Raw genomic sequence first — 16,628 nt, forward strand, 5'->3', positions numbered from 1 at the left:
AATTCCGCTCGTAGCAAGGGATTTCGGCGTTTCTTGTCCATATTCACCCCTTAAATAGACATCAGTAGCTTTCACATCGAGCTTGGAAAGGTATAAACGATTCGGTTCATTCTTTTTCGTTTTAGGATTAAATCCCATTTGAATTTGTTTTAATAGATTGGCTGTTTGTAATTCTTTTTTTATTTTAACGGCTTTTTCAGTAGCGCAGTTAAATAAGTCTTGTAGTTCTTGAACGGTAAAAATAAAGTAAACATGATTATCTTCATCAACCCAATGATTACGCAAAGAATACTCTAGCCGGTCTTTCAGTACCATATAAGCCAATTTAGCATCACTGCTTAAATGTTTATATTGCTCGCCATACATTAATACCTTAGGGAACTGGAAAAATAAGGCTCCATATACGTTATCTGCTTCATAGTAATTAAAATTTGTTGATTTTGTCATAATAAAAACTCCCTCTCTTGACTGACGCACGCTGTCTCAAAAGAGAGTTGCTAAAACATTCGACTTGCATTACAATACAAATCTGATATGCTCTAACTGAATTACAAAGCGAACATTGGTCGTGATCGGCTTTGTAATTTACCAGCATGTGTCTGTTTGTGAGTTGCCCAGTCGGCAACTTTTTTAATTTCTAACAACAAAAATGGACTAAATAGCTTCGGTTAGCTACTTAGTCCATTGGATTTAATTTGTTTTTAATTATCCCTCACTTGTCCTTACGGACTGGTTTGCGGTATAATTAACCTACAAATTAAGAACAATGTTCAGTCGATTTTTTCCGGCAAGTCAAAGTCGACTGAATCTAAGTAGCTCGCTATTAGCTACTTGCTAAACCTAAAATCCCCGATTCCTCGTGAATCGGGGATTTTTCTGTTTAGCTTGATCTCTTTATTCGGTTGTTAAATTAGTCATAGTCTAGCATAGTGCTTACCTACCGGCAACTTTATTCTGTCTTGTATACTTTATCAGCCCCCATCGGTCCGTTGAGCCCGTTGATCAGATACAAGGTCTTCGTATCAATTGTTGCTATCAACTATTTGTGATTTCATCATTTTCCCCGCTCAATTATTCTTGAAAGTCTCTATAAGCATTTTCTATTATGGTATCTAATAAGGTTGATCTTGATTTTGCGTTCAACTGATTAACCATTTCATCTAAACGATCAATATTCTTTTGTTGAATTGAGAAGCTTGTCTTTACTTTTCGTTCCCAATTCAATTTTTCGTTAAGTGCATCTTTTTGCTGAATGTCTCTAGCCACTTGGTAATCGTTGTTGGTACTTGAAAACTTTTCAAATTTGTTTGCCATAAGTTAATCATTCCCCTGTTTTTGGATTTCTGAAAACACGTCACTTAATAGTTTGAGAAATGGCTCTTGTTCATGCAACTTGTCATTCTGGGTTGCATATTCTAGTATGCCCTCCTTTGCAAGCATACTAGCGTTAACTAATTCCTTTTCTGGGATAACCCCAATGACATTGTCTATATGTTTGAGTGCTGATAAAAATTCGTGAGAAGAATTAGTATTGTGTTTGATTCGATTGCCTAAAAAGAATACGTTGGCAGTAATATATGATTTACCACTAACTGGATCAACAACTTCATCTTGTAAAGTTCCCACACTTTGCAATACTTTTGTATGACTTTCATACCCAAATCGACTTGGTTCCATTGGAGAAATGATTTTATCGGCTACAGCTACACCATTTTTGCTTAACAGGTTCCAAGCTGGTGGCAAGTCGATAATTATGTAGTCATATTTTTGATTCAGTTCTTGCGCATTTTTAACAAACCACATAAATAATAGCAATTCTCTATTTGGTTTTGAGGCTAAACGATCTGCTACTTCTTCCAGGTTGCTAGTTGATGGAATTATCGCGATATTATCCTGAACTTGTGTCTCAATTAACCCGGAGCTTGGTTTTTCTAGGACATCTGCAATGGTTGGCTTTGCACTGAAATTAAAATGTTCATTTTCAAAAGTGCCCGTCAAACTCTTCTGTGCGTCCAAATCGATCATCAAAACTTTTTGATCTTGTGTTTGTAAAAATTTGGCGAACTGAAATGCCATTGTGGTTTTACCAACGCCACCTTTGATAGCCATAAAACTGATTACTTGCATAACACACTTTCCTCCTAACATATAAAGATAAAGGTAACACTTAACGAATACCTTGTTCTCCTACATAATACGACTTTAAGAACACAAAATCAAGATAAAAGTAGTACTAATGGAATACATAAAACGCATAAAGGTATTTATTTGGTGGTATAAATAGGTTTCAACAATTAGTCATACCTATTATCTGTTAACATTAAATTTCTTTCGATACCTTATAAAGGTTGTCCGTTTAATTCCTGTACTACGGGCAACATCGACATCACTCATGCCTGCCTCGTAAAGCTTAAAAGCATGTTGCAAGCGGGGATCGTCTTGGGTGTATTGGGGTTTGCGCCCATGATATTTACCCTGCTGCTTAGCTAAGGCAATCCCTTGCTGCTGGCGCTCAATGATCCGCTTACGCTCACTTTCAGCCTGGTACTTATACAGTTCAATAATGAGGTTGGTCATCAATTGGCGTAAGTTAGGATCAGCGATCCCTGTCATGGACGGCAAATTCAACACATCTAGGGTGGCACCCTTATTTTGAATGGAGTTCATGATCTTAGTTAAATCCTGATTGTTTCTGCCTAAGCGATCTAATTCAGTGACCAGGATAATATCACCCTCACGAATATAGGCCAGCATTTTTTGCAGTTCTGGCCGATTAGTGTTAGCCCCACTTAATTTATCCGTAAATAATTTATCAACGTCTTTTAAAGCCGCTAACTGTCGATCTAAATGTTGCTCCTTGGAACTCACACGCGCATAACCGATTTTAGCCATTTCCAATTATCCTTTTGGACAGTTCTAATGAACACTTGTAATTCCTAGTATAGCACAGAAATAAAAAAGACCAATAGGGTATACCCTAGTGGCCTTTTTTATTTTTTATTCCTTTTAGTATTGGTTGTAAATTTCAAAAATCTATAAGAAGCTGTTTGAGGTCTCTATTGACGAGCAAGCAGGATCCCTATAAAGGCCATAGCAACCATGACTTTACTGGTATTTAACTTGCGTTCGCAATTGAACCAAAGCCGTCGCCAGTTGGTTAACCAACTGAAACTACGTTCCACGACCCAGCGCTGTGGCGTTACTTGACCGTTCTTCAGATCACTTTGTTTGGCGATAATGACATCTGCACCAATGATTGCATGGACCGACTGGGCGAAGTTGTCGCCTGTATAGCCACCATCGGCCATCACTCGCTGAACAAGATCAAACTGCTCTTCATTTAACGCGAGTAAAGCGATCGCACCGTCCCGTTCGGAGACCATTAATATCAACGGCAAGGTGGCGTTTAATCCCACTGATTTTCTTGCCGCCATCATACCCTTTATTTTGGGGTGTTGCCGTATTTTTGACGCTTTGCGCATCAAGAATTACGAACGACGTTCGTACCGATCGTCCCATTCGTAATCGCTCTCGAGCGACAATTTTTTTAAAAGCAGGTCAATCAGGGAATATTCCGAATTAGCTAATGGTTTTGACCACATGGCAAAGTAAGTGTAAACGGTTTGCCATTTCGGAAAATCATGCGGCAACTGACGCCATTGAGCGCCCGTACGAAGCTCGTAAAGCACTGCATTGAAGACATCAAATAGGTCCACCCTTCGAGGACATGTACGCTTGCGAAACGTCTCAAGGTCAACGCGAATCAATTCAAATTGGTCACGAGTGATATTGCTTGGATAATCAGTCATAATGAAGTCCTTTTTTTTACATATTTTACCGGAAATTCAAGCGTCTTTCAAAGACCTCAAACAGTTTCTGATGGGTGATGATGGCATGATTCCGGCATTGTTGAAGATCACGTCTAAACCGCCAAAATCAGCCTGTGCCTTAGCAACCAGTTTCTTCAAATCATCTGGCTTGGTAACGTCAGTCACGGAATAGCTGGCAAACCCGCCGGCATCCGTAATTTCCTTAACGAGGCTCTGCAGCCGTTCCTCACGCCGAGCACCTAAAACGACTTTGGCACCGTTCTGTGCGAGTAATTTGGCGGCCGGTGGCTTCGATTACTTCAGAGCAACCCCGCAAGGTCAATCTGCGTCACGAAGCGATAAATGGCGTAACTACTTGCAACCTGTTCTAACGCTCCACATGACAGGCGTTACTTCCTATTCTCTTCGATCCAAAACTTCAACGCACGATTAACAATGGCCATTTCAGCTGGTGAAAAAGCCGCTTCGACTTTGGCTTGTTGATTATCAATGTAACTTTCCACATGCTGTTTCAACCCCACAGCCTTTTGCGTTAAGATCACCTGCTTCTGCCGGGCGTCGCTGGCTGCCGATTGACGCACCACGAAACCCTTATGCTCCATACGTTGCAGCAGGACCGTTGCCGTGGAACGTTGAATGTTAAATTCTGCCTCAATATCGCGCTGGAGAACAACGTCGTTTGACCGGCGTCCCAGAAAATCAATCATCGACATTTGGACCCCCGTCAGGCCGTATTGCCTGGCGTAGGCGTCCATTGCCTTGTCCTGGTCATTGGCTGCGCGCTTAATTAATACACCAAAATTAGATGCCATGTTTTTACCTAGTTTCCTCTAATTTTCTGTTTGGCCTGTTGTCTTGCGGACTGAGCGGATCAACGACACGAGTGACACGACCATAACGATCGTTAGGACCAGCAGTGCGTGCTGCGTCCCAACAGCGGTTAAATGTGCCTGTGTGCCGTGGCCGGATTGACTGGCCGCCACAATGGCGGAAACAATCGACGTCCCAGTGGCGCCGGCAAACTGCTGCAGGGTGTTTAAAACCGCGTTCCCATCGCTTTGCTGCTGACTGCTCAATTCCGCTAACCCGCTTGTCATGATATTGCCAAAGCCTAATCCGATACCAAACATATAGCACAAATATACACTGATAATGACGATATTGCTCATATTTTGCGCCAAACTAGTGAAAACGATCAGGGAAATCAATACCAATCCGCAACCAAATAAAATTGGTTTTCGGGCACCGAAGTTATCGAGAATCCGGCCACTGATCGGTGCCAGGGCAGCCCCCAAGGCAGCGCCTGGTAAAACGACCAGCCCGGCAATCGTGGAGGTTGAGCCGTTGACCAGCTGAATGTAGTTTGGCAACAGGAACGACATCCCTAACGATATCAACTGTAATAGGAAGAATGATAAGACGTGGCCGCTGAATCTGCCGGTTGTCATAACGCGCAGATCGATAACGGGTTGGGCAATGTGCATTGACCGGTACACCAAACCGACCAGTCCAATGACACCGATGAGCAGTGCGCCACCAATGTCCAGACTTAGAAAGCTGGCACTGCCGATGTTACTGAAGCCCACGATCAAGCCAATAAACGTGACCATGATCAGCAATACACTGAGAACGTCCAACCGTACTTTACGAATCTGACTCTTTTGTTCAATCGTCATGATGCCGATAACCAGTGAGATGATTAATAACGGCCACAGAATGATGAAGACAAAGCGCCAGCCAAGATAGTTGGCAACGATGCCGCCAAAGGTTGGCCCAATCGCTGGTGCAACTGCGGTAATGAGGGTCCCGACCCCCATCATGAGCCCCCGTTTACTAATGGGTACCTGTTCCAAAATAATGTTAAACATCAGTGGCAGAGCAATCCCGGTCCCAAACCCCTGAACGATGCGCCCGAATAATAACAATGTAAAGGCCGGGGCCGTTGCATCGATCAGAACGCCAGCCATAAACAGCAGATTAGCCGTTATAAACAGCGATTTCGTTTTGAACCGCCGCTTGAACGTAGCTGACAGCGGCACGATGATGGCCACGGTCAACAGATAGCCAGTCGTCATCCACTGTACGGTGCTGGTAGTGACGTTGAATTGTTTCATTAACGTGGGAAAAGTGACGTTCATCGACGTTTCCACAATGACCCCGCAAAACGACATCAGCCCGGTAGCAATCACCGCGGCAATGACTTTTGGGCCAATTTTTTGAGTTGTTTTTGTTTCTTGCATAATTCACACTCCTGTTTTCGTTAGCAATCTAACGAATCATAGCGTAACGCGATTGTTGAAAGATGTCAAAGAATTGTTTTCATTATTTTGGTTTGACGGACCCGCTTTCAGAATCTTATTATCCGAGCGATAACAATCCTTGCATTCAGTCTGGTGATTCGGTAGGAGTGAAACCCATGAGAAAGCACGTCATTTTAGAAGCAGCAGAAACCCACGAACGTCTTTACTTAACCAGTAAGAACGTGTTTAGAATCTTTTCAAGAGTATTCGCAGGAAGGCTAGGCTAATCATCATCTTACTGGTGTTCAGCTTTCGCTCACAATTGCGCCAGAGGCGCCGATATTTTCCTAGCCAGCTAAAACTGCGTTCGATAACCCAGCGTTGCGGGGTCACTTGACCGTGCCTAAGGTCACTCTGTTTAGCAATAATGACTTCAGCGTTAATCATTGCCTGAACTGATTGAGCAAAGTTGTTACCAGTATAACCACCATCGGCCATTACTCGTTGAACCAGGTCAAACTGTGATTTGTTTAACGCCAGTAGCGCATTGGCGCCATCACGCTCAGAAACATTGGCGGTTGTCACATGGACTGACATCGGCAGCCCATTGATATCTACAGCAAGATGGCGCTTAATCCCACTCACCTTTTTACCACCATCGTAGCCGCTACTTTCAGCAGGATCGGTATTCTTGACACTTTGAGCATCTAGAATGACGAACGATGTATAAACTGAACGCTTCTGAGCCAACCGATGTTGGCTGACAATTTTTTTAAAACCTTATCCAGAGGAGTGATACCAGCAGGAGATGGCGTTTTAGTCCAAAGTAACCAGTAATAATAGACGGTTTCCCATTTAGGAAAATCGCTGGGTAAATCGCGCCAAACGCACCCATTTTTCAAGGTATAAAGCAGGGCACAAAAGATATCATATAAATCAACCTTTCTTGGCTTAGTCCGCTTACGTATGCCTTCTAGATCTGTCCGGATTAGTTCAAATTGTTCACGAGAGATGTCGCTACTATAATGGTGTGCAAAGCTTTTCATGGATTAAAAACTCCTGTTTTTGATCTAATTTAACTAAAATCAAATCGAATGTCAAAGTATCCAAACACGTTCTTATAAACCTACTGCAAATAACCGTTTTGAAGATGACATTCAGAGAACTTATGAAAAAATGATGGGATTACATTTTGGTAGACGAAGTAAAAGTGGATTAACTCGAGAGTTTTTTGTTTTGTTTACAGAATTTAAAATTGATGGAGATGCAGAAGAACCTTATGTAGACGTAAAAGTTTATGAACGTGCTTTACCCCTTTTAAACAAGCTTGAAAGTTGGGTTCGTTATGCGTTGGCAGAGTTTAGAGATTTAAAAAGTAGTTACGCAAAAACAATGTTTCGGTTACTAAAACAGTTCAGAACCACTGGATATGCTTATTTTTCTAAAGAAGACTTTTTTGAATTACTAGATATGCCCAAAAGTTACTGGAATAGTCCCTCTAACGTCGATAAATTTGTTATAAAACCCATTAAAGAAGAATTAACTCCTTTGTTTAGAGGATTAACGGTTAGAAAAAAATATGGTAAAGGGCGTGGGAAACCAGTTATTGGCTATTCGTTTACCTGGAAACCCGAAAAGAAAGATGCCAATGATTTCTCACAAGGCCAATTACAAGATGAGCGTCAAAAGCTTTTTAATATTCAGCATAATGGTGAACTAACAGAACAAGAAAAATGGCGCGCTACTGATAAAGTAAAAGGCCTACCACTAGGATCTACTGAGAAACAAGCATTGGCTGATAAACAGGCCGAGCACGATAAAAAAATAAGAGATCAAGCAAGACAAGAAGCACTTGCTGAACTCCGAAAGGGGTTTGGAAATCATGCCTAAAACCATTAGAGAGCTTGCTGATGAATTTGGTGTATCAAAACAAGCCATTAGAAAAAAACTAGATACAAACTTCAGAGCAAACTATGTGCAAACCGTGACTAGGAACGGGGTACAAACTCTAGTTGTTATCAATTCAGGCTATTTACTATTAAAACAACATTTCATTGGTGGAAACTACCAGAAACCAGAAGGAGTAACATTTACTAGTAAAACCGGTAATAGGCATCAAAATACAATAGAATTACTCAACCAACAATTAGCAATCAAAGATAGTCAAATTAAAGAAAAAGATGCACAATTAAAATCAATGCACAAATTATTAGATCAATCACAACAATTGCAACTAATGGCTGAGAAAAAAATTGAAGCATTTAAGTCAACTACTCTTAAAAAAGATAACCTTACTCCCTCCAGTTCAGTAAACAACAATAATACCTCAAACACCAAAAATGCTTGGTGGCATTTTTGGTAATAATTTTATTCTTGTTACCAAGTAATCAATGCATGGTACTCTCAGAATATCCCCGGCACTGGATCAAACGGCTAAATAACTAGTAGCGGATCTCGTTAAATGTTTTTAATTCATGATTACCAATCAATTATTCACAGTGTCAGGAAAGCCAGTATACTGGTGAAGTGATTGGAATAACTTTATTGGCGGCGAAAACCAAACATTTTAATTTATTTGCTTAAGCGAATAAATTAAAGCAGTATTCGTATTTTCATGTTCGCAAACTTGGTCTAAGAGCCACCGACTAAGTTTTTAGATGGTGAGTTGAATAACAGTGTATCGTCCTTTTTTACCTGAATCATTTGTTTTCTTGTTCTTTAAGTGTATATTTTATATATAAGTTCACGGCGATGACGTTCGCCTTTAAATATTCGTAAGGATTGATGACGTCTGTTTATTCACTAAAAAAGTGTGAATAAACAGACGTCATTTTTTCGTTCTTAAGAAAGGAAGTATTGGTATGAAAATTTACATTGAAAAAGCTCTAGCTCGTGAAATCTTTGACTCTCGTGGCAATCCAACAGTTGAGGCCGATGTTATCCTATCAGATGGTACGCTCGGCCACGCGGAGGTACCATCTGTTGCATCGACCGGCGAAAAAGAAGCCGTCGAGTTGCGCGACGGCGGCGCCCGGCTTCAAGGCAAAGGCGTCTCAAAGGCCGTGGCCAACGTCAATACCGAGATCAACAAGGCTTTACACGGCGCTGACCCGGGCACTGATATTTGCGCGGCCACTTATTATTTTTCAGAAAACAGGTGTCTACTATGACTGAAAAAAATACTCTAGACGGCCTCACCCAGGCCGAAGCTGACCGGCGACTGGCCCGCGATGGCTTCAACGAAGTGGCCGAAACCCCCTTCAACTTTGCCACGGCCATTATCACCCGCCTGTGGGAGCCTAGCGCGTGGATACTCGAAGCGGCGCTGATCATTGAAATCGTGTTAGGCAAGGGCATCCAATCCGGGTTCATCGTGCTAATGTTGCTCTTTGCTGCGGTCAATGGCGCGATTCAATCTCACCGCGCCAACACAGTCTTACGCAGTCTATCACATGACTTATCGCCGACCGCCGCGGTCAGCCGCGATGGCAAGTGGAAACAGGTGTCAGCCAAGCACTTAGTCGTTGATGACCTCATCAGCCTACGCCAAGGGGACATTATCCCTGCCGATGTGCGCCTGTTGACGGACACACTGGAAGTCAACGAAAGCAGTATCACAGGCGAAGCCAAGGCCGTCAACCGCACCCCTGGTGATACAGCCTATGCCGGCACCGAAGTCCTCTCCGGCAATGCCTTAGCGATCGTCACCGCCACCGGTGCTAATAGCCGCAGCGGAAAAACGATCAGCCTGATCAACCAAAGCTCGGCGCCGGGGCATTTGCAGAAGCTCTTGGGCAAAATCATCGGCTATCTAGCTGCACTCGATGCGGTGTTGGCCGTGCTATTGATCATCGTGGCCATTGTCCGCCACGAAGACTTGGTCGCCATGCTGCCGTTTCTGGCAATGCTGTTCATCGCAACGATTCCGATTGCTATGCCATCTAGTTTTGCCGTTGCTAACTCGGTCGAAGCCAAGGTTTTGAGCACCAAGCACGTCTTGGTTTCCGATCTCACCGGTATTCAAGAAGCCGCCAATATGAATGTGCTACTCGTGGATAAAACCGGTACAATCACCGCCAATAAGCCCTCTGTGGTCGCGTTCTACAACTGGTCGACGCTCCCAGACGCCGACGTGATCCAGCTGGCGATCAGTGCAGCAGATACGCGCAATGCCAGCGTGATTGACGCGGCGTTATTCAACTATGCTCAAGCACAGAACATTAAGGCCTGGCCTCAGCATAAATTCACGCCGTTCACCTCCGGTATTGGTTACTCCCAAGCCACTGTGGTCACCGACAGCGCCACTGTCAACGTGAAAGTCGGCGCATTGAAAAAGTTGGCGGCGGTGGCCACCAACCACCCAGACCTATCGGCGGTCGACTACGCCGAAGGACGTACGGCAGCCGTGGTCGTTGATTCACAACTAATAGGCTTGTTCGTACTCCAGGACCAACCTCGGGCAGATTCCGCAACTGCCATCAAGGCTCTGCAGGCACGCGGCGTCAAAGTAATCATGCTGACTGGCGATAACCAAAAAACTGCCGCCGCGATTGCCCAAGCAGTTGGGCTAAACGGTGAGGTGCTCTCGTACACCGAGGTTAATGTCGGGACCAAAATTGCAGACCTCGCAGGCATCGCCGACGTGACCCCAGAAGACAAATTGGCGATGGCCAAGTGTCTACAAGGTGAAGGCTATGTTGTTGGTATGACCGGCGACGGGGTCAACGACGCACCCGCCTTGAAACAAGCCGACGTTGGTATAGCCGTGGACAGTGCCGTTGATCTCGCCAAGCGCTCAGCGCGCATGGTTTTGCTAACAGACGGCCTGACGCCGATCATCGAGATCCTAGATGCCGGCCACCGCGTCTATCAACGCATGATGACCTGGACGATCACCAAGCTTTCACGCACCGCGGAGCTGACACTCCTGCTGACATTAGGTTATCTGATTCTCCACTTCATTCCACTAACCTTAAACGCGATGATCCTGGTCGCGATCCTGAATGATTGTGTGACCCTTGTGCTCGGCACTGACCGCACGACGATCACCCACCAGCCAGAAAGCTGGAACCTGCCCAAACTTAGCAAGATTGCTGGCATCTTGGCCATAGGCTGGTCAGCGGTCGGCTACGGTTGGCTGACTTGGTTGCAACGGCTTGGTCTAACGACTGGACAAGTCAGCACCGGCCTTTACGTCTATCTGATTTTTAGCGCAATGCTGACGATCCTGATGACCCGCACTCAAAAGCCGTTTTGGGCTGGCAGACCCAGTCGTGCCGTGGCAATAGCAATCAGCGGCAACTGTGCATTGACACTGGTTCTGGCACTTAACGGCTGGGGGATCGCCGCACTCAGCCCATCCTTGATTGGATTAGCAATCGTGATCACTTTATTAACGGGCATTGTGCTGACATCTATTCGATTGGCTGCACATATCTAGCTTATTTCCCCGATAGTGTTAATCTCAACTGATTATCATTTAATTTGAGATTTAATAAACACAAAAGTAACTGGGAAGAATCTTTCCGGCTACTTTTTGTTTAGAAATAAATTAAGAAAAGAGGATTTTAAGGTAAATGGATGAAATAAGAATCGCTTTATTCGGATTTGTGGGAGGCCTATTGAGATATATGGTTATCGGTTACTTTATCAATCACAGTACAGTACTAGGTACACTTATCATTAATTTAATTGGTTGTTTTGGTCTGGGATTAGTGAATCATTTTTTAGCGTTACAAGAGAGAATCCCTGCTACTATCACTTTATCCATTGGAACGGGACTTATCGGTGCCTTTACAACTTTCTCAACATTTACCTATGATATTTTCAATTTAATTCAACAAGGTCATTATTTAGATGCGTTTTCCTACTTGTTAAGTAGCATTATTTTAGGACTTGTTATGTCCTATTTAGGTGTTGTTCTGGGAGACAATTTAAGAAAGAAGGTTTAATTCTGAAATGGGAACGCTACTTTTTGTGGGTATAGGAGCCGCGCTTGGTTCTGTTAGTAGATATGATATAACTAAATTCATTGGTGCTCGAACTATTCCTAACTTTCCCTTGGCAACCTTAACTATTAATCTTGTAGGGGCCTTTTGTTTAGGAATTATTGTTAGATACTTACTTCACGATTCTGCTTGGTATTTGTTTTTAGGAACTGGATTTTGTGGCGGATTTACTACCTTTTCTACCATGATTAATGAAATTATAGAATTTTCTTTAGCTAAGAATATACATGTTGCCTTAGTTTATTTATCTTTCAGCCTTCTAGGTGGTATCCTGTTATTTTTCGGTGGCTTCTTCATTTGATGTTCTGTTTTGGGCCTTGATATACTGCAAAAGAAGTATTACCTACTTTAGTAACTGAATAGAGAACCGCCAAGTTACAATCCCACAAGCAATTTTAGGGTCTATAATTAACAAAATAACCCCTCAAAAACGTTGTTAAAATAGCCCCCAATATCTATAATGTAGATATTGGGGGCTATTTTTTTGCTTTTATCAATAAATAACATCTGTTTTTCAAAAAAATTGTTGGACATTTGTACTAATCGAACTAATTTCTTGCTGAGATAAATTGGCCACAACTTCGCCATCTGATCGTTTTGTTGGATCGACAGCGCGGACATGTTGTAATAACGCTGTTCCGTGAATTTCCCCTTTATCTATCTTGATAAATAACGGAGATTTAACATACTTTTCTAGCGTGCGATATTTGTCAGAAGTGCTGATTGGTACAACTAGCACCGTATTAAAATAGCGATTATAGTGATCGTTGCTCACAACTAAACACGGTCGCTTTTTCTTAGTTTCAGTTCCTTTGGCTGGATCTAAATTAATCCACAAAATAGCGCCTTGTTTTAATTTCATTAATCAAAATCTTCACTTTCTATGTCCTTACCCCAATCAAATTCTGTGGTACTGAGATTTCCGAACTTTTTTTCTTGTTCATCAACAAGTTGCCATAGATCAGGTTTACTACGAACAATCATTACTCTACCATTTGGTTCAATCTGCCATTCAATTGTGTCAGTAGACCGAACTTTTAACAGCTCACGTACTGTTTTAGGAATTGTAATCTGATTTTTACTTGTGATCTTCGAGCTAACTTTAGTTACATTACCTGCACTCACAATATCATCTCCTTACTTTTTCCTTACAAAAATAATAACATAACTATTTTAATATCTCAAGAAAAGGGGCTAAAACTATGCAACAAGTTGTCTTACCCATCAAAGATTCTAACGTGCTTAAGGAGGTTCAAGATACGTTACTCAACAACTTTAAAGCTGGCCGGCGTAACTATACGATTTTTCAAGTTGGCAAAGCGACACTTTTGCGAGTCAGTGATGTCATGCGCTTAAAACAGACCGATATTTTTAATCCGGACGGGTCTATTAAGCAAAATGCGTTCATTCACGATCGAAAAACGGGTAAGCCTAATACCTTGTACCTTAAACCAGTTCAAACAGAGCTCTTATTGTATCGCCAATGGCTACTTGAGCATCAGCTGGATTCTGAATGGCTCTTTCCTTCCATTCAACACCCCGAACGCCATATCACGGAAAAACAGTTCTACAAAATTATGAGTAAGGTTGGCGAGCTGTTAGGCATTAATTATCTAGGGACCCATACAATGCGCAAAACCGGGGCTTATCGTGTCTACACACAATCAAACTATAATATTGGCTTAGTCATGAATCTGCTCAATCATTCCAGTGAGGCGATGACTTTAGCTTATTTAGGCTTAGACCAGGCTAGTACTGAAACGATGCTGGATCAAATTAACTTTGGTTAGGGGTGGGTTCTTTATGGATTTAGATTTTAAATCAAACAAATATGAGCTGTTTGATGATTGGCATCAAAACAAGACTAAACAAGCTTTTACGCAAAAATTACAGCAACAAGCTCAAATTGAAAAAACACACCTGCCACAATTATTATCGCGTGAAGATTTAAAAATTCGTTGGCAGATGAACTCTCGTCAAAGTGTTCACCAAGTTACTAGTAAGCCTGGTTTTCCACAACCCGTTTTTACTTTTAATCATGGTAAGACGCCACTTTACTTAGCAACTGAAATTCAAATTTTCGAAATTAATCACCCCTGGGTGATTACTCCTGGTGCTCGTCTTGCTTATAGCCATTGGATTCTTCACAATGTGATTGATTAATCTTGAGATTTAGCTCTAGGATTTTTATCGTTGGCGCTAGCCTTCTAATACAAATAATCCCCATCAAAATGGGGATTAAATCTACCCTTGACACTTGTCAAGGGTGTAAGTGCGCATTGACCTCGTTTCACTCGGTCTGCTTATTCTCCTGAATTTACTTTTAGTGTATGCCTTCCGCTTCGCTATTTCAACTTTTATACTTCGACTTAACGTTTCCTATATGATATAGTTTAGGTGATTATTTCTAATATGATTGGAGGGATCGTTGTGTATAAAAGTAACTTAGAAAAACAAGAAGCTAAATTAAAAGCCCTTAATCAAAAAATTAAGGACGAAAAAAATAAGATTGAACAACGGCTAGGTAAATAAATCATCAGTCAAGCCAATTTAGATTATGCTAATTTGTCTAACGATCAGATTAAGCTTTTAGCTAAGCAATTTTCTGAATTTTTAAAGGTAGAGCCCGTAGATCATTAGCCATACGAGATGGGGAAATTCCATGTCTAATCAATATGAAAAACTAGTCGAGCAGCAAGCACGTTTAAAGCAAAAAATTGAACAAGAAGATTTTAAATTACGGCAATCTAAATACTATGAAAACCGCCAAGCCCGTAAAGCCCGTTCTCGCCGACTAATTCAAAAAGGAGCCTTACTCGAAAAATACTTTCAGGCTGATAACTTATCAGTCGAACAAACCGAATAGCTTTTAAAAACATTTACCGATTACGTTAATTCCCATAAGCCGAATAAGCTCAAAAACGATCAGCCTAGTAACTAGGCCGATCGTTTTTATTTTCTGAATCATTCATGGGATTTCTAATTTTTAAATCTGGATTATTTTTAACAAAGTCATTTAGTTGCTTTTAAATGGCGGATTCAAAGGTAATTTTTGGATTTATCCAAAGAAAGTTACGCAAATTATTTTTGATCACCTGGTCATGATCTCGTCTGTAAACTGACACAAATTTTTGGCTATTATCATAGATCACGACATTATCAGCTTTGAATGCGACTGCTGGTAAATAACGTTTTTCAACAACTTCATCTGGTACACCGTGCCCACCTTTTTGACCCGTTCATGAACCCGATTAATTGCTACTTTTTTGTTTTTTAACGCCACGTATAAAAGCGTGACCTCAAACCCATTTTGGTGAGCCCGCTCGATTAAATTTAATTGTGCCTTTCCTTGCCCAGATAAGGTTGTTTCAACATGAATACTCTGCCCAGTATTTAAAGCCGCGTGGAGTTGTTTTATTTCTTCGCGCATTGCCCTAAAGTTATCACGATTTTTATGCCAATCGCCACCCATTTTTTGGGAGGATTTCATCGGTATTTAATCGTTTGGAGTGAGTAAATAATTCGGGTCTCGCGCGATATAAAGTGCTTTTACCAGCGCCTCTTATCCCAGCCACGATGATGTATCTCTTTGGCTCACTCATGTTAAATCACGAAATGCTTGTCATTGATAATTTGCTCTTGGCGTTTATCTAAGAGGTAAGTGTGTAACGCGTCAAACAGCTTGCGTTTATCAGGATCTGGGTTATGGGCTGCTTGTTCCCAAATGCCTTGAATATCAACGGCCCAGGGGTCAGCCAGCAATTGCTCTATTTTTCGACTTCTTTGCTTGGTTTGATCATTTAAAAGGCTCCCTTCACTTTCACTTAGTTCAGTCATCACCTATTCAACCACTTAAGGCGCCTATTTTTGCTTCTAAGCGATTTTAAAGCAGTTTTAATATAATTATGCACTGCAACACTTAAAACGGCTTAAATGAGCTTATACGGCGTTCAATTCCAATAACGCTCATTGTCAGTGTTCTGTTCTTCGGGGTGTTTAGCCGCATATTCTCTAGCCGCTTGTTTATTCCACCAAATCCCAAATAGGTTTTGCATAGTGCCGTATAAGTAGTTCTCCACGTTCTTGATATGCTTCTCATTGCTTCTTAGGGCGTTAAAGTAGCGTCTTAAGGCTTTAGTCATCAAAGGTTTTAGTTCTTCGTCGTCAAGCGGGATTATGACGCCAATATCTTGATGATCCTTTTCAACTCGGTATTTAGCATTTAAGATAATGCCAATGAAGCGCCGCATTTGTTGTGGGGTACGGCACCAAAAACTAAGTAGTTGCACAGCTTCTGGTTCTAAGAAAACCGGTAAGCCACTGTCTTCATCAGTTAAGAAGTCATTAGCATGATTTATGAGATCCTGGTTTTGTTTTTGAATCTCTGCTGGTGAGAAATGGGCTGTGGAAAAGTCCAACTTTTGAGTATCTATATTGTATCTATTAGTATCTATGTTTTTAGAGTCTTTATATAGATTGCTTTCGATTTTCGAAATTCCGCTCGTAGCAAGGGATTGAGAGCTATTGTCAACGAAGTCATGCGGACTTTC

17 protein-coding genes, 7 pseudogenes and 1 riboswitch are annotated in these 16,628 nt (G+C 41.9%); of the genes and pseudogenes, 10 read left to right on the forward strand and 14 right to left on the reverse strand.

Annotated features, from left to right (window positions below; genetic code table 11):
• The 9 genes and pseudogenes from FD19_RS09140 to FD19_RS09645 form a co-directional block, all read right to left on the reverse strand.
• Window positions 1–447: replication initiator protein A (locus tag FD19_RS09140; RefSeq protein WP_162259467.1), on the reverse strand; the 447-nt coding region annotated here is incomplete at its 3' end.
• 624 nt (window positions 448–1,071) lie between these two features.
• On the reverse strand, window positions 1,072–1,314 hold the full coding sequence (locus FD19_RS09145; RefSeq protein ID WP_003590746.1) for a hypothetical protein: 243 nt from the start codon (window positions 1,312–1,314) through the stop codon (window positions 1,072–1,074).
• 3 nt (window positions 1,315–1,317) lie between these two features.
• Entirely contained in the window at window positions 1,318–2,127 is an 810-nt protein-coding gene (locus FD19_RS09150; protein WP_054751014.1) for a ParA family protein, read from the reverse strand.
• 180 nt (window positions 2,128–2,307) lie between these two features.
• Window positions 2,308–2,892 (reverse strand): recombinase family protein, encoded by a 585-nt coding sequence (locus FD19_RS09155; protein WP_056969881.1) that lies wholly within the window; start codon window positions 2,890–2,892, stop codon window positions 2,308–2,310.
• A gap of 164 nt (window positions 2,893–3,056) precedes the next feature.
• A pseudogene (locus FD19_RS09635) lies at window positions 3,057–3,809 on the reverse strand (IS5 family transposase).
• Window positions 3,810–3,878: 69 nt separating this feature from the next.
• Window positions 3,879–4,109 (reverse strand): annotated as a pseudogene (locus tag FD19_RS09640) (SDR family oxidoreductase); the annotation flags it as partial.
• A gap of 110 nt (window positions 4,110–4,219) precedes the next feature.
• Window positions 4,220–4,642 carry a MarR family winged helix-turn-helix transcriptional regulator gene (locus tag FD19_RS09175; RefSeq protein ID WP_054751012.1) on the reverse strand — a complete coding sequence of 141 codons (423 nt, stop codon included), beginning with the start codon at window positions 4,640–4,642 and terminating at the stop codon, window positions 4,220–4,222.
• Between the two features lie 18 nt (window positions 4,643–4,660).
• On the reverse strand, window positions 4,661–6,070 hold the full coding sequence (locus FD19_RS09180; RefSeq protein WP_056969883.1) for a DHA2 family efflux MFS transporter permease subunit: 1,410 nt from the start codon (window positions 6,068–6,070) through the stop codon (window positions 4,661–4,663).
• A gap of 246 nt (window positions 6,071–6,316) precedes the next feature.
• Window positions 6,317–7,116, reverse strand: a protein-coding gene (locus FD19_RS09645; RefSeq protein ID WP_156639703.1) for an IS5 family transposase whose coding sequence is annotated in 2 segments (ribosomal slippage) — window positions 6,317–6,846 and window positions 6,846–7,116 — 801 coding nt in all. Because the reading frame shifts where the segments join, the coding sequence is not laid out codon by codon here.
• 70 nt (window positions 7,117–7,186) lie between these two features.
• On the opposite strand from FD19_RS09645, the pseudogene FD19_RS09195 reads away from it, so the two are divergent.
• The 6 genes and pseudogenes from FD19_RS09195 to FD19_RS09650 all read left to right on the forward strand — a co-directional run.
• A pseudogene (locus FD19_RS09195) lies at window positions 7,187–7,960 on the forward strand (RepB family plasmid replication initiator protein); the annotation flags it as partial.
• The gene (locus FD19_RS09200; RefSeq protein ID WP_056969885.1) at window positions 7,953–8,432 is read left to right on the forward strand and encodes a helix-turn-helix domain-containing protein; all 480 of its coding nucleotides are present in this window, start codon (window positions 7,953–7,955) and stop codon (window positions 8,430–8,432) included. The pseudogene FD19_RS09195 and the gene FD19_RS09200, both read left to right, overlap by 8 nt.
• Window positions 8,433–8,808: 376 nt before the next feature.
• A riboswitch (Fluoride riboswitch) is annotated at window positions 8,809–8,871 on the forward strand.
• Window positions 8,872–8,931: 60 nt separating this feature from the next.
• Window positions 8,932–9,183: pseudogene (locus FD19_RS09205) on the forward strand (phosphopyruvate hydratase); the annotation flags it as partial.
• Window positions 9,184–9,236: 53 nt separating this feature from the next.
• On the forward strand, window positions 9,237–11,510 hold the full coding sequence (locus FD19_RS09210; protein ID WP_056969887.1) for an HAD-IC family P-type ATPase: 2,274 nt from the start codon (window positions 9,237–9,239) through the stop codon (window positions 11,508–11,510).
• A 136-nt stretch (window positions 11,511–11,646) separates the two neighbouring features.
• Window positions 11,647–12,021 (forward strand): fluoride efflux transporter CrcB, encoded by a 375-nt coding sequence (gene crcB, locus FD19_RS09215; protein WP_056969889.1) that lies wholly within the window; start codon window positions 11,647–11,649, stop codon window positions 12,019–12,021.
• Window positions 12,022–12,028: 7 nt separating this feature from the next.
• On the forward strand, window positions 12,029–12,379 hold the full coding sequence (locus tag FD19_RS09650) for a fluoride efflux transporter FluC (RefSeq protein ID WP_082383931.1): 351 nt from the start codon (window positions 12,029–12,031) through the stop codon (window positions 12,377–12,379).
• Between the two features lie 213 nt (window positions 12,380–12,592).
• Here the strand turns inward: FD19_RS09650 and FD19_RS09655 are convergent, their stop codons facing one another.
• Both FD19_RS09655 and FD19_RS09225 read right to left on the reverse strand, forming a co-directional pair.
• On the reverse strand, window positions 12,593–12,940 hold the full coding sequence (locus FD19_RS09655; protein ID WP_050340458.1) for a type II toxin-antitoxin system PemK/MazF family toxin: 348 nt from the start codon (window positions 12,938–12,940) through the stop codon (window positions 12,593–12,595).
• Window positions 12,940–13,203 (reverse strand): type II toxin-antitoxin system PrlF family antitoxin, encoded by a 264-nt coding sequence (locus FD19_RS09225; RefSeq protein WP_017260787.1) that lies wholly within the window; start codon window positions 13,201–13,203, stop codon window positions 12,940–12,942. Before FD19_RS09225 ends, FD19_RS09655 begins: the two co-directional genes overlap by 1 nt.
• Before the next feature lie 77 nt (window positions 13,204–13,280).
• Here FD19_RS09225 and FD19_RS09230 point away from each other — a divergent pair, with 77 nt between their 5' ends.
• The 4 genes and pseudogenes from FD19_RS09230 to FD19_RS09245 all read left to right on the forward strand — a co-directional run bounded on the left by FD19_RS09230 (window position 13,281) and on the right by FD19_RS09245 (window position 15,019).
• Window positions 13,281–13,868 carry a site-specific integrase gene (locus FD19_RS09230; protein WP_050340461.1) on the forward strand — a complete coding sequence of 196 codons (588 nt, stop codon included), beginning with the start codon at window positions 13,281–13,283 and terminating at the stop codon, window positions 13,866–13,868.
• 13 nt (window positions 13,869–13,881) lie between these two features.
• Window positions 13,882–14,241 (forward strand): hypothetical protein, encoded by a 360-nt coding sequence (locus FD19_RS09235; protein ID WP_056969893.1) that lies wholly within the window; start codon window positions 13,882–13,884, stop codon window positions 14,239–14,241.
• 267 nt (window positions 14,242–14,508) lie between these two features.
• A pseudogene (locus FD19_RS09240) lies at window positions 14,509–14,718 on the forward strand (hypothetical protein).
• Between the two features lie 22 nt (window positions 14,719–14,740).
• Window positions 14,741–15,019, forward strand: a pseudogene (locus tag FD19_RS09245) (hypothetical protein).
• Here FD19_RS09245 and FD19_RS09250 read toward each other — a convergent pair.
• The 3 genes and pseudogenes from FD19_RS09250 to FD19_RS09260 all read right to left on the reverse strand — a co-directional run.
• Window positions 15,009–15,680: pseudogene (locus FD19_RS09250) on the reverse strand (ATPase). The pseudogenes FD19_RS09245 and FD19_RS09250 sit on opposite strands and share 11 nt — an antisense overlap.
• A 1-nt stretch (window position 15,681) precedes the next feature.
• Window positions 15,682–15,915: a hypothetical protein gene (locus FD19_RS09255; RefSeq protein WP_054751015.1), complete on the reverse strand. Its 234-nt coding sequence runs from the start codon at window positions 15,913–15,915 to the stop codon at window positions 15,682–15,684.
• A gap of 113 nt (window positions 15,916–16,028) precedes the next feature.
• The coding region (locus tag FD19_RS09260) for a replication initiation protein RepA (RefSeq protein WP_162838215.1) at window positions 16,029–16,628 on the reverse strand (600 nt) is incomplete at its 5' end.

Source organism: Lacticaseibacillus thailandensis DSM 22698 = JCM 13996, from assembly GCF_001436135.1.
In the GTDB taxonomy this organism is placed as follows: Bacteria; Bacillota; Bacilli; order Lactobacillales; family Lactobacillaceae; genus Lacticaseibacillus; species Lacticaseibacillus thailandensis.

What these genes read in the sequence shown, in the direction of transcription:
- FD19_RS09200 (WP_056969885.1), top strand. Translation starts at nt 7,953, where the DNA reads ATGCCTAAAACCATTAGAGAGCTTGCTGATGAATTTGGTGTATCAAAA.
- FD19_RS09150 (WP_054751014.1), bottom strand. Translation starts at nt 2,127, where the DNA reads ATGCAAGTAATCAGTTTTATGGCTATCAAAGGTGGCGTTGGTAAAACC.
- FD19_RS09230 (WP_050340461.1), top strand. Translation starts at nt 13,281, where the DNA reads ATGCAACAAGTTGTCTTACCCATCAAAGATTCTAACGTGCTTAAGGAG.
- FD19_RS09255 (WP_054751015.1), bottom strand. Translation starts at nt 15,915, where the DNA reads ATGACTGAACTAAGTGAAAGTGAAGGGAGCCTTTTAAATGATCAAACC.
- FD19_RS09145 (WP_003590746.1), bottom strand. Translation starts at nt 1,314, where the DNA reads ATGGCAAACAAATTTGAAAAGTTTTCAAGTACCAACAACGATTACCAA.
- FD19_RS09180 (WP_056969883.1), bottom strand. Translation starts at nt 6,070, where the DNA reads ATGCAAGAAACAAAAACAACTCAAAAAATTGGCCCAAAAGTCATTGCC.
- FD19_RS09210 (WP_056969887.1), top strand. Translation starts at nt 9,237, where the DNA reads ATGACTGAAAAAAATACTCTAGACGGCCTCACCCAGGCCGAAGCTGAC.
- crcB (WP_056969889.1), top strand. Translation starts at nt 11,647, where the DNA reads ATGGATGAAATAAGAATCGCTTTATTCGGATTTGTGGGAGGCCTATTG.
- FD19_RS09650 (WP_082383931.1), top strand. Translation starts at nt 12,029, where the DNA reads ATGGGAACGCTACTTTTTGTGGGTATAGGAGCCGCGCTTGGTTCTGTT.
- FD19_RS09175 (WP_054751012.1), bottom strand. Translation starts at nt 4,642, where the DNA reads ATGGCATCTAATTTTGGTGTATTAATTAAGCGCGCAGCCAATGACCAG.
- FD19_RS09155 (WP_056969881.1), bottom strand. Translation starts at nt 2,892, where the DNA reads ATGGCTAAAATCGGTTATGCGCGTGTGAGTTCCAAGGAGCAACATTTA.
- FD19_RS09235 (WP_056969893.1), top strand. Translation starts at nt 13,882, where the DNA reads ATGGATTTAGATTTTAAATCAAACAAATATGAGCTGTTTGATGATTGG.
- FD19_RS09655 (WP_050340458.1), bottom strand. Translation starts at nt 12,940, where the DNA reads ATGAAATTAAAACAAGGCGCTATTTTGTGGATTAATTTAGATCCAGCC.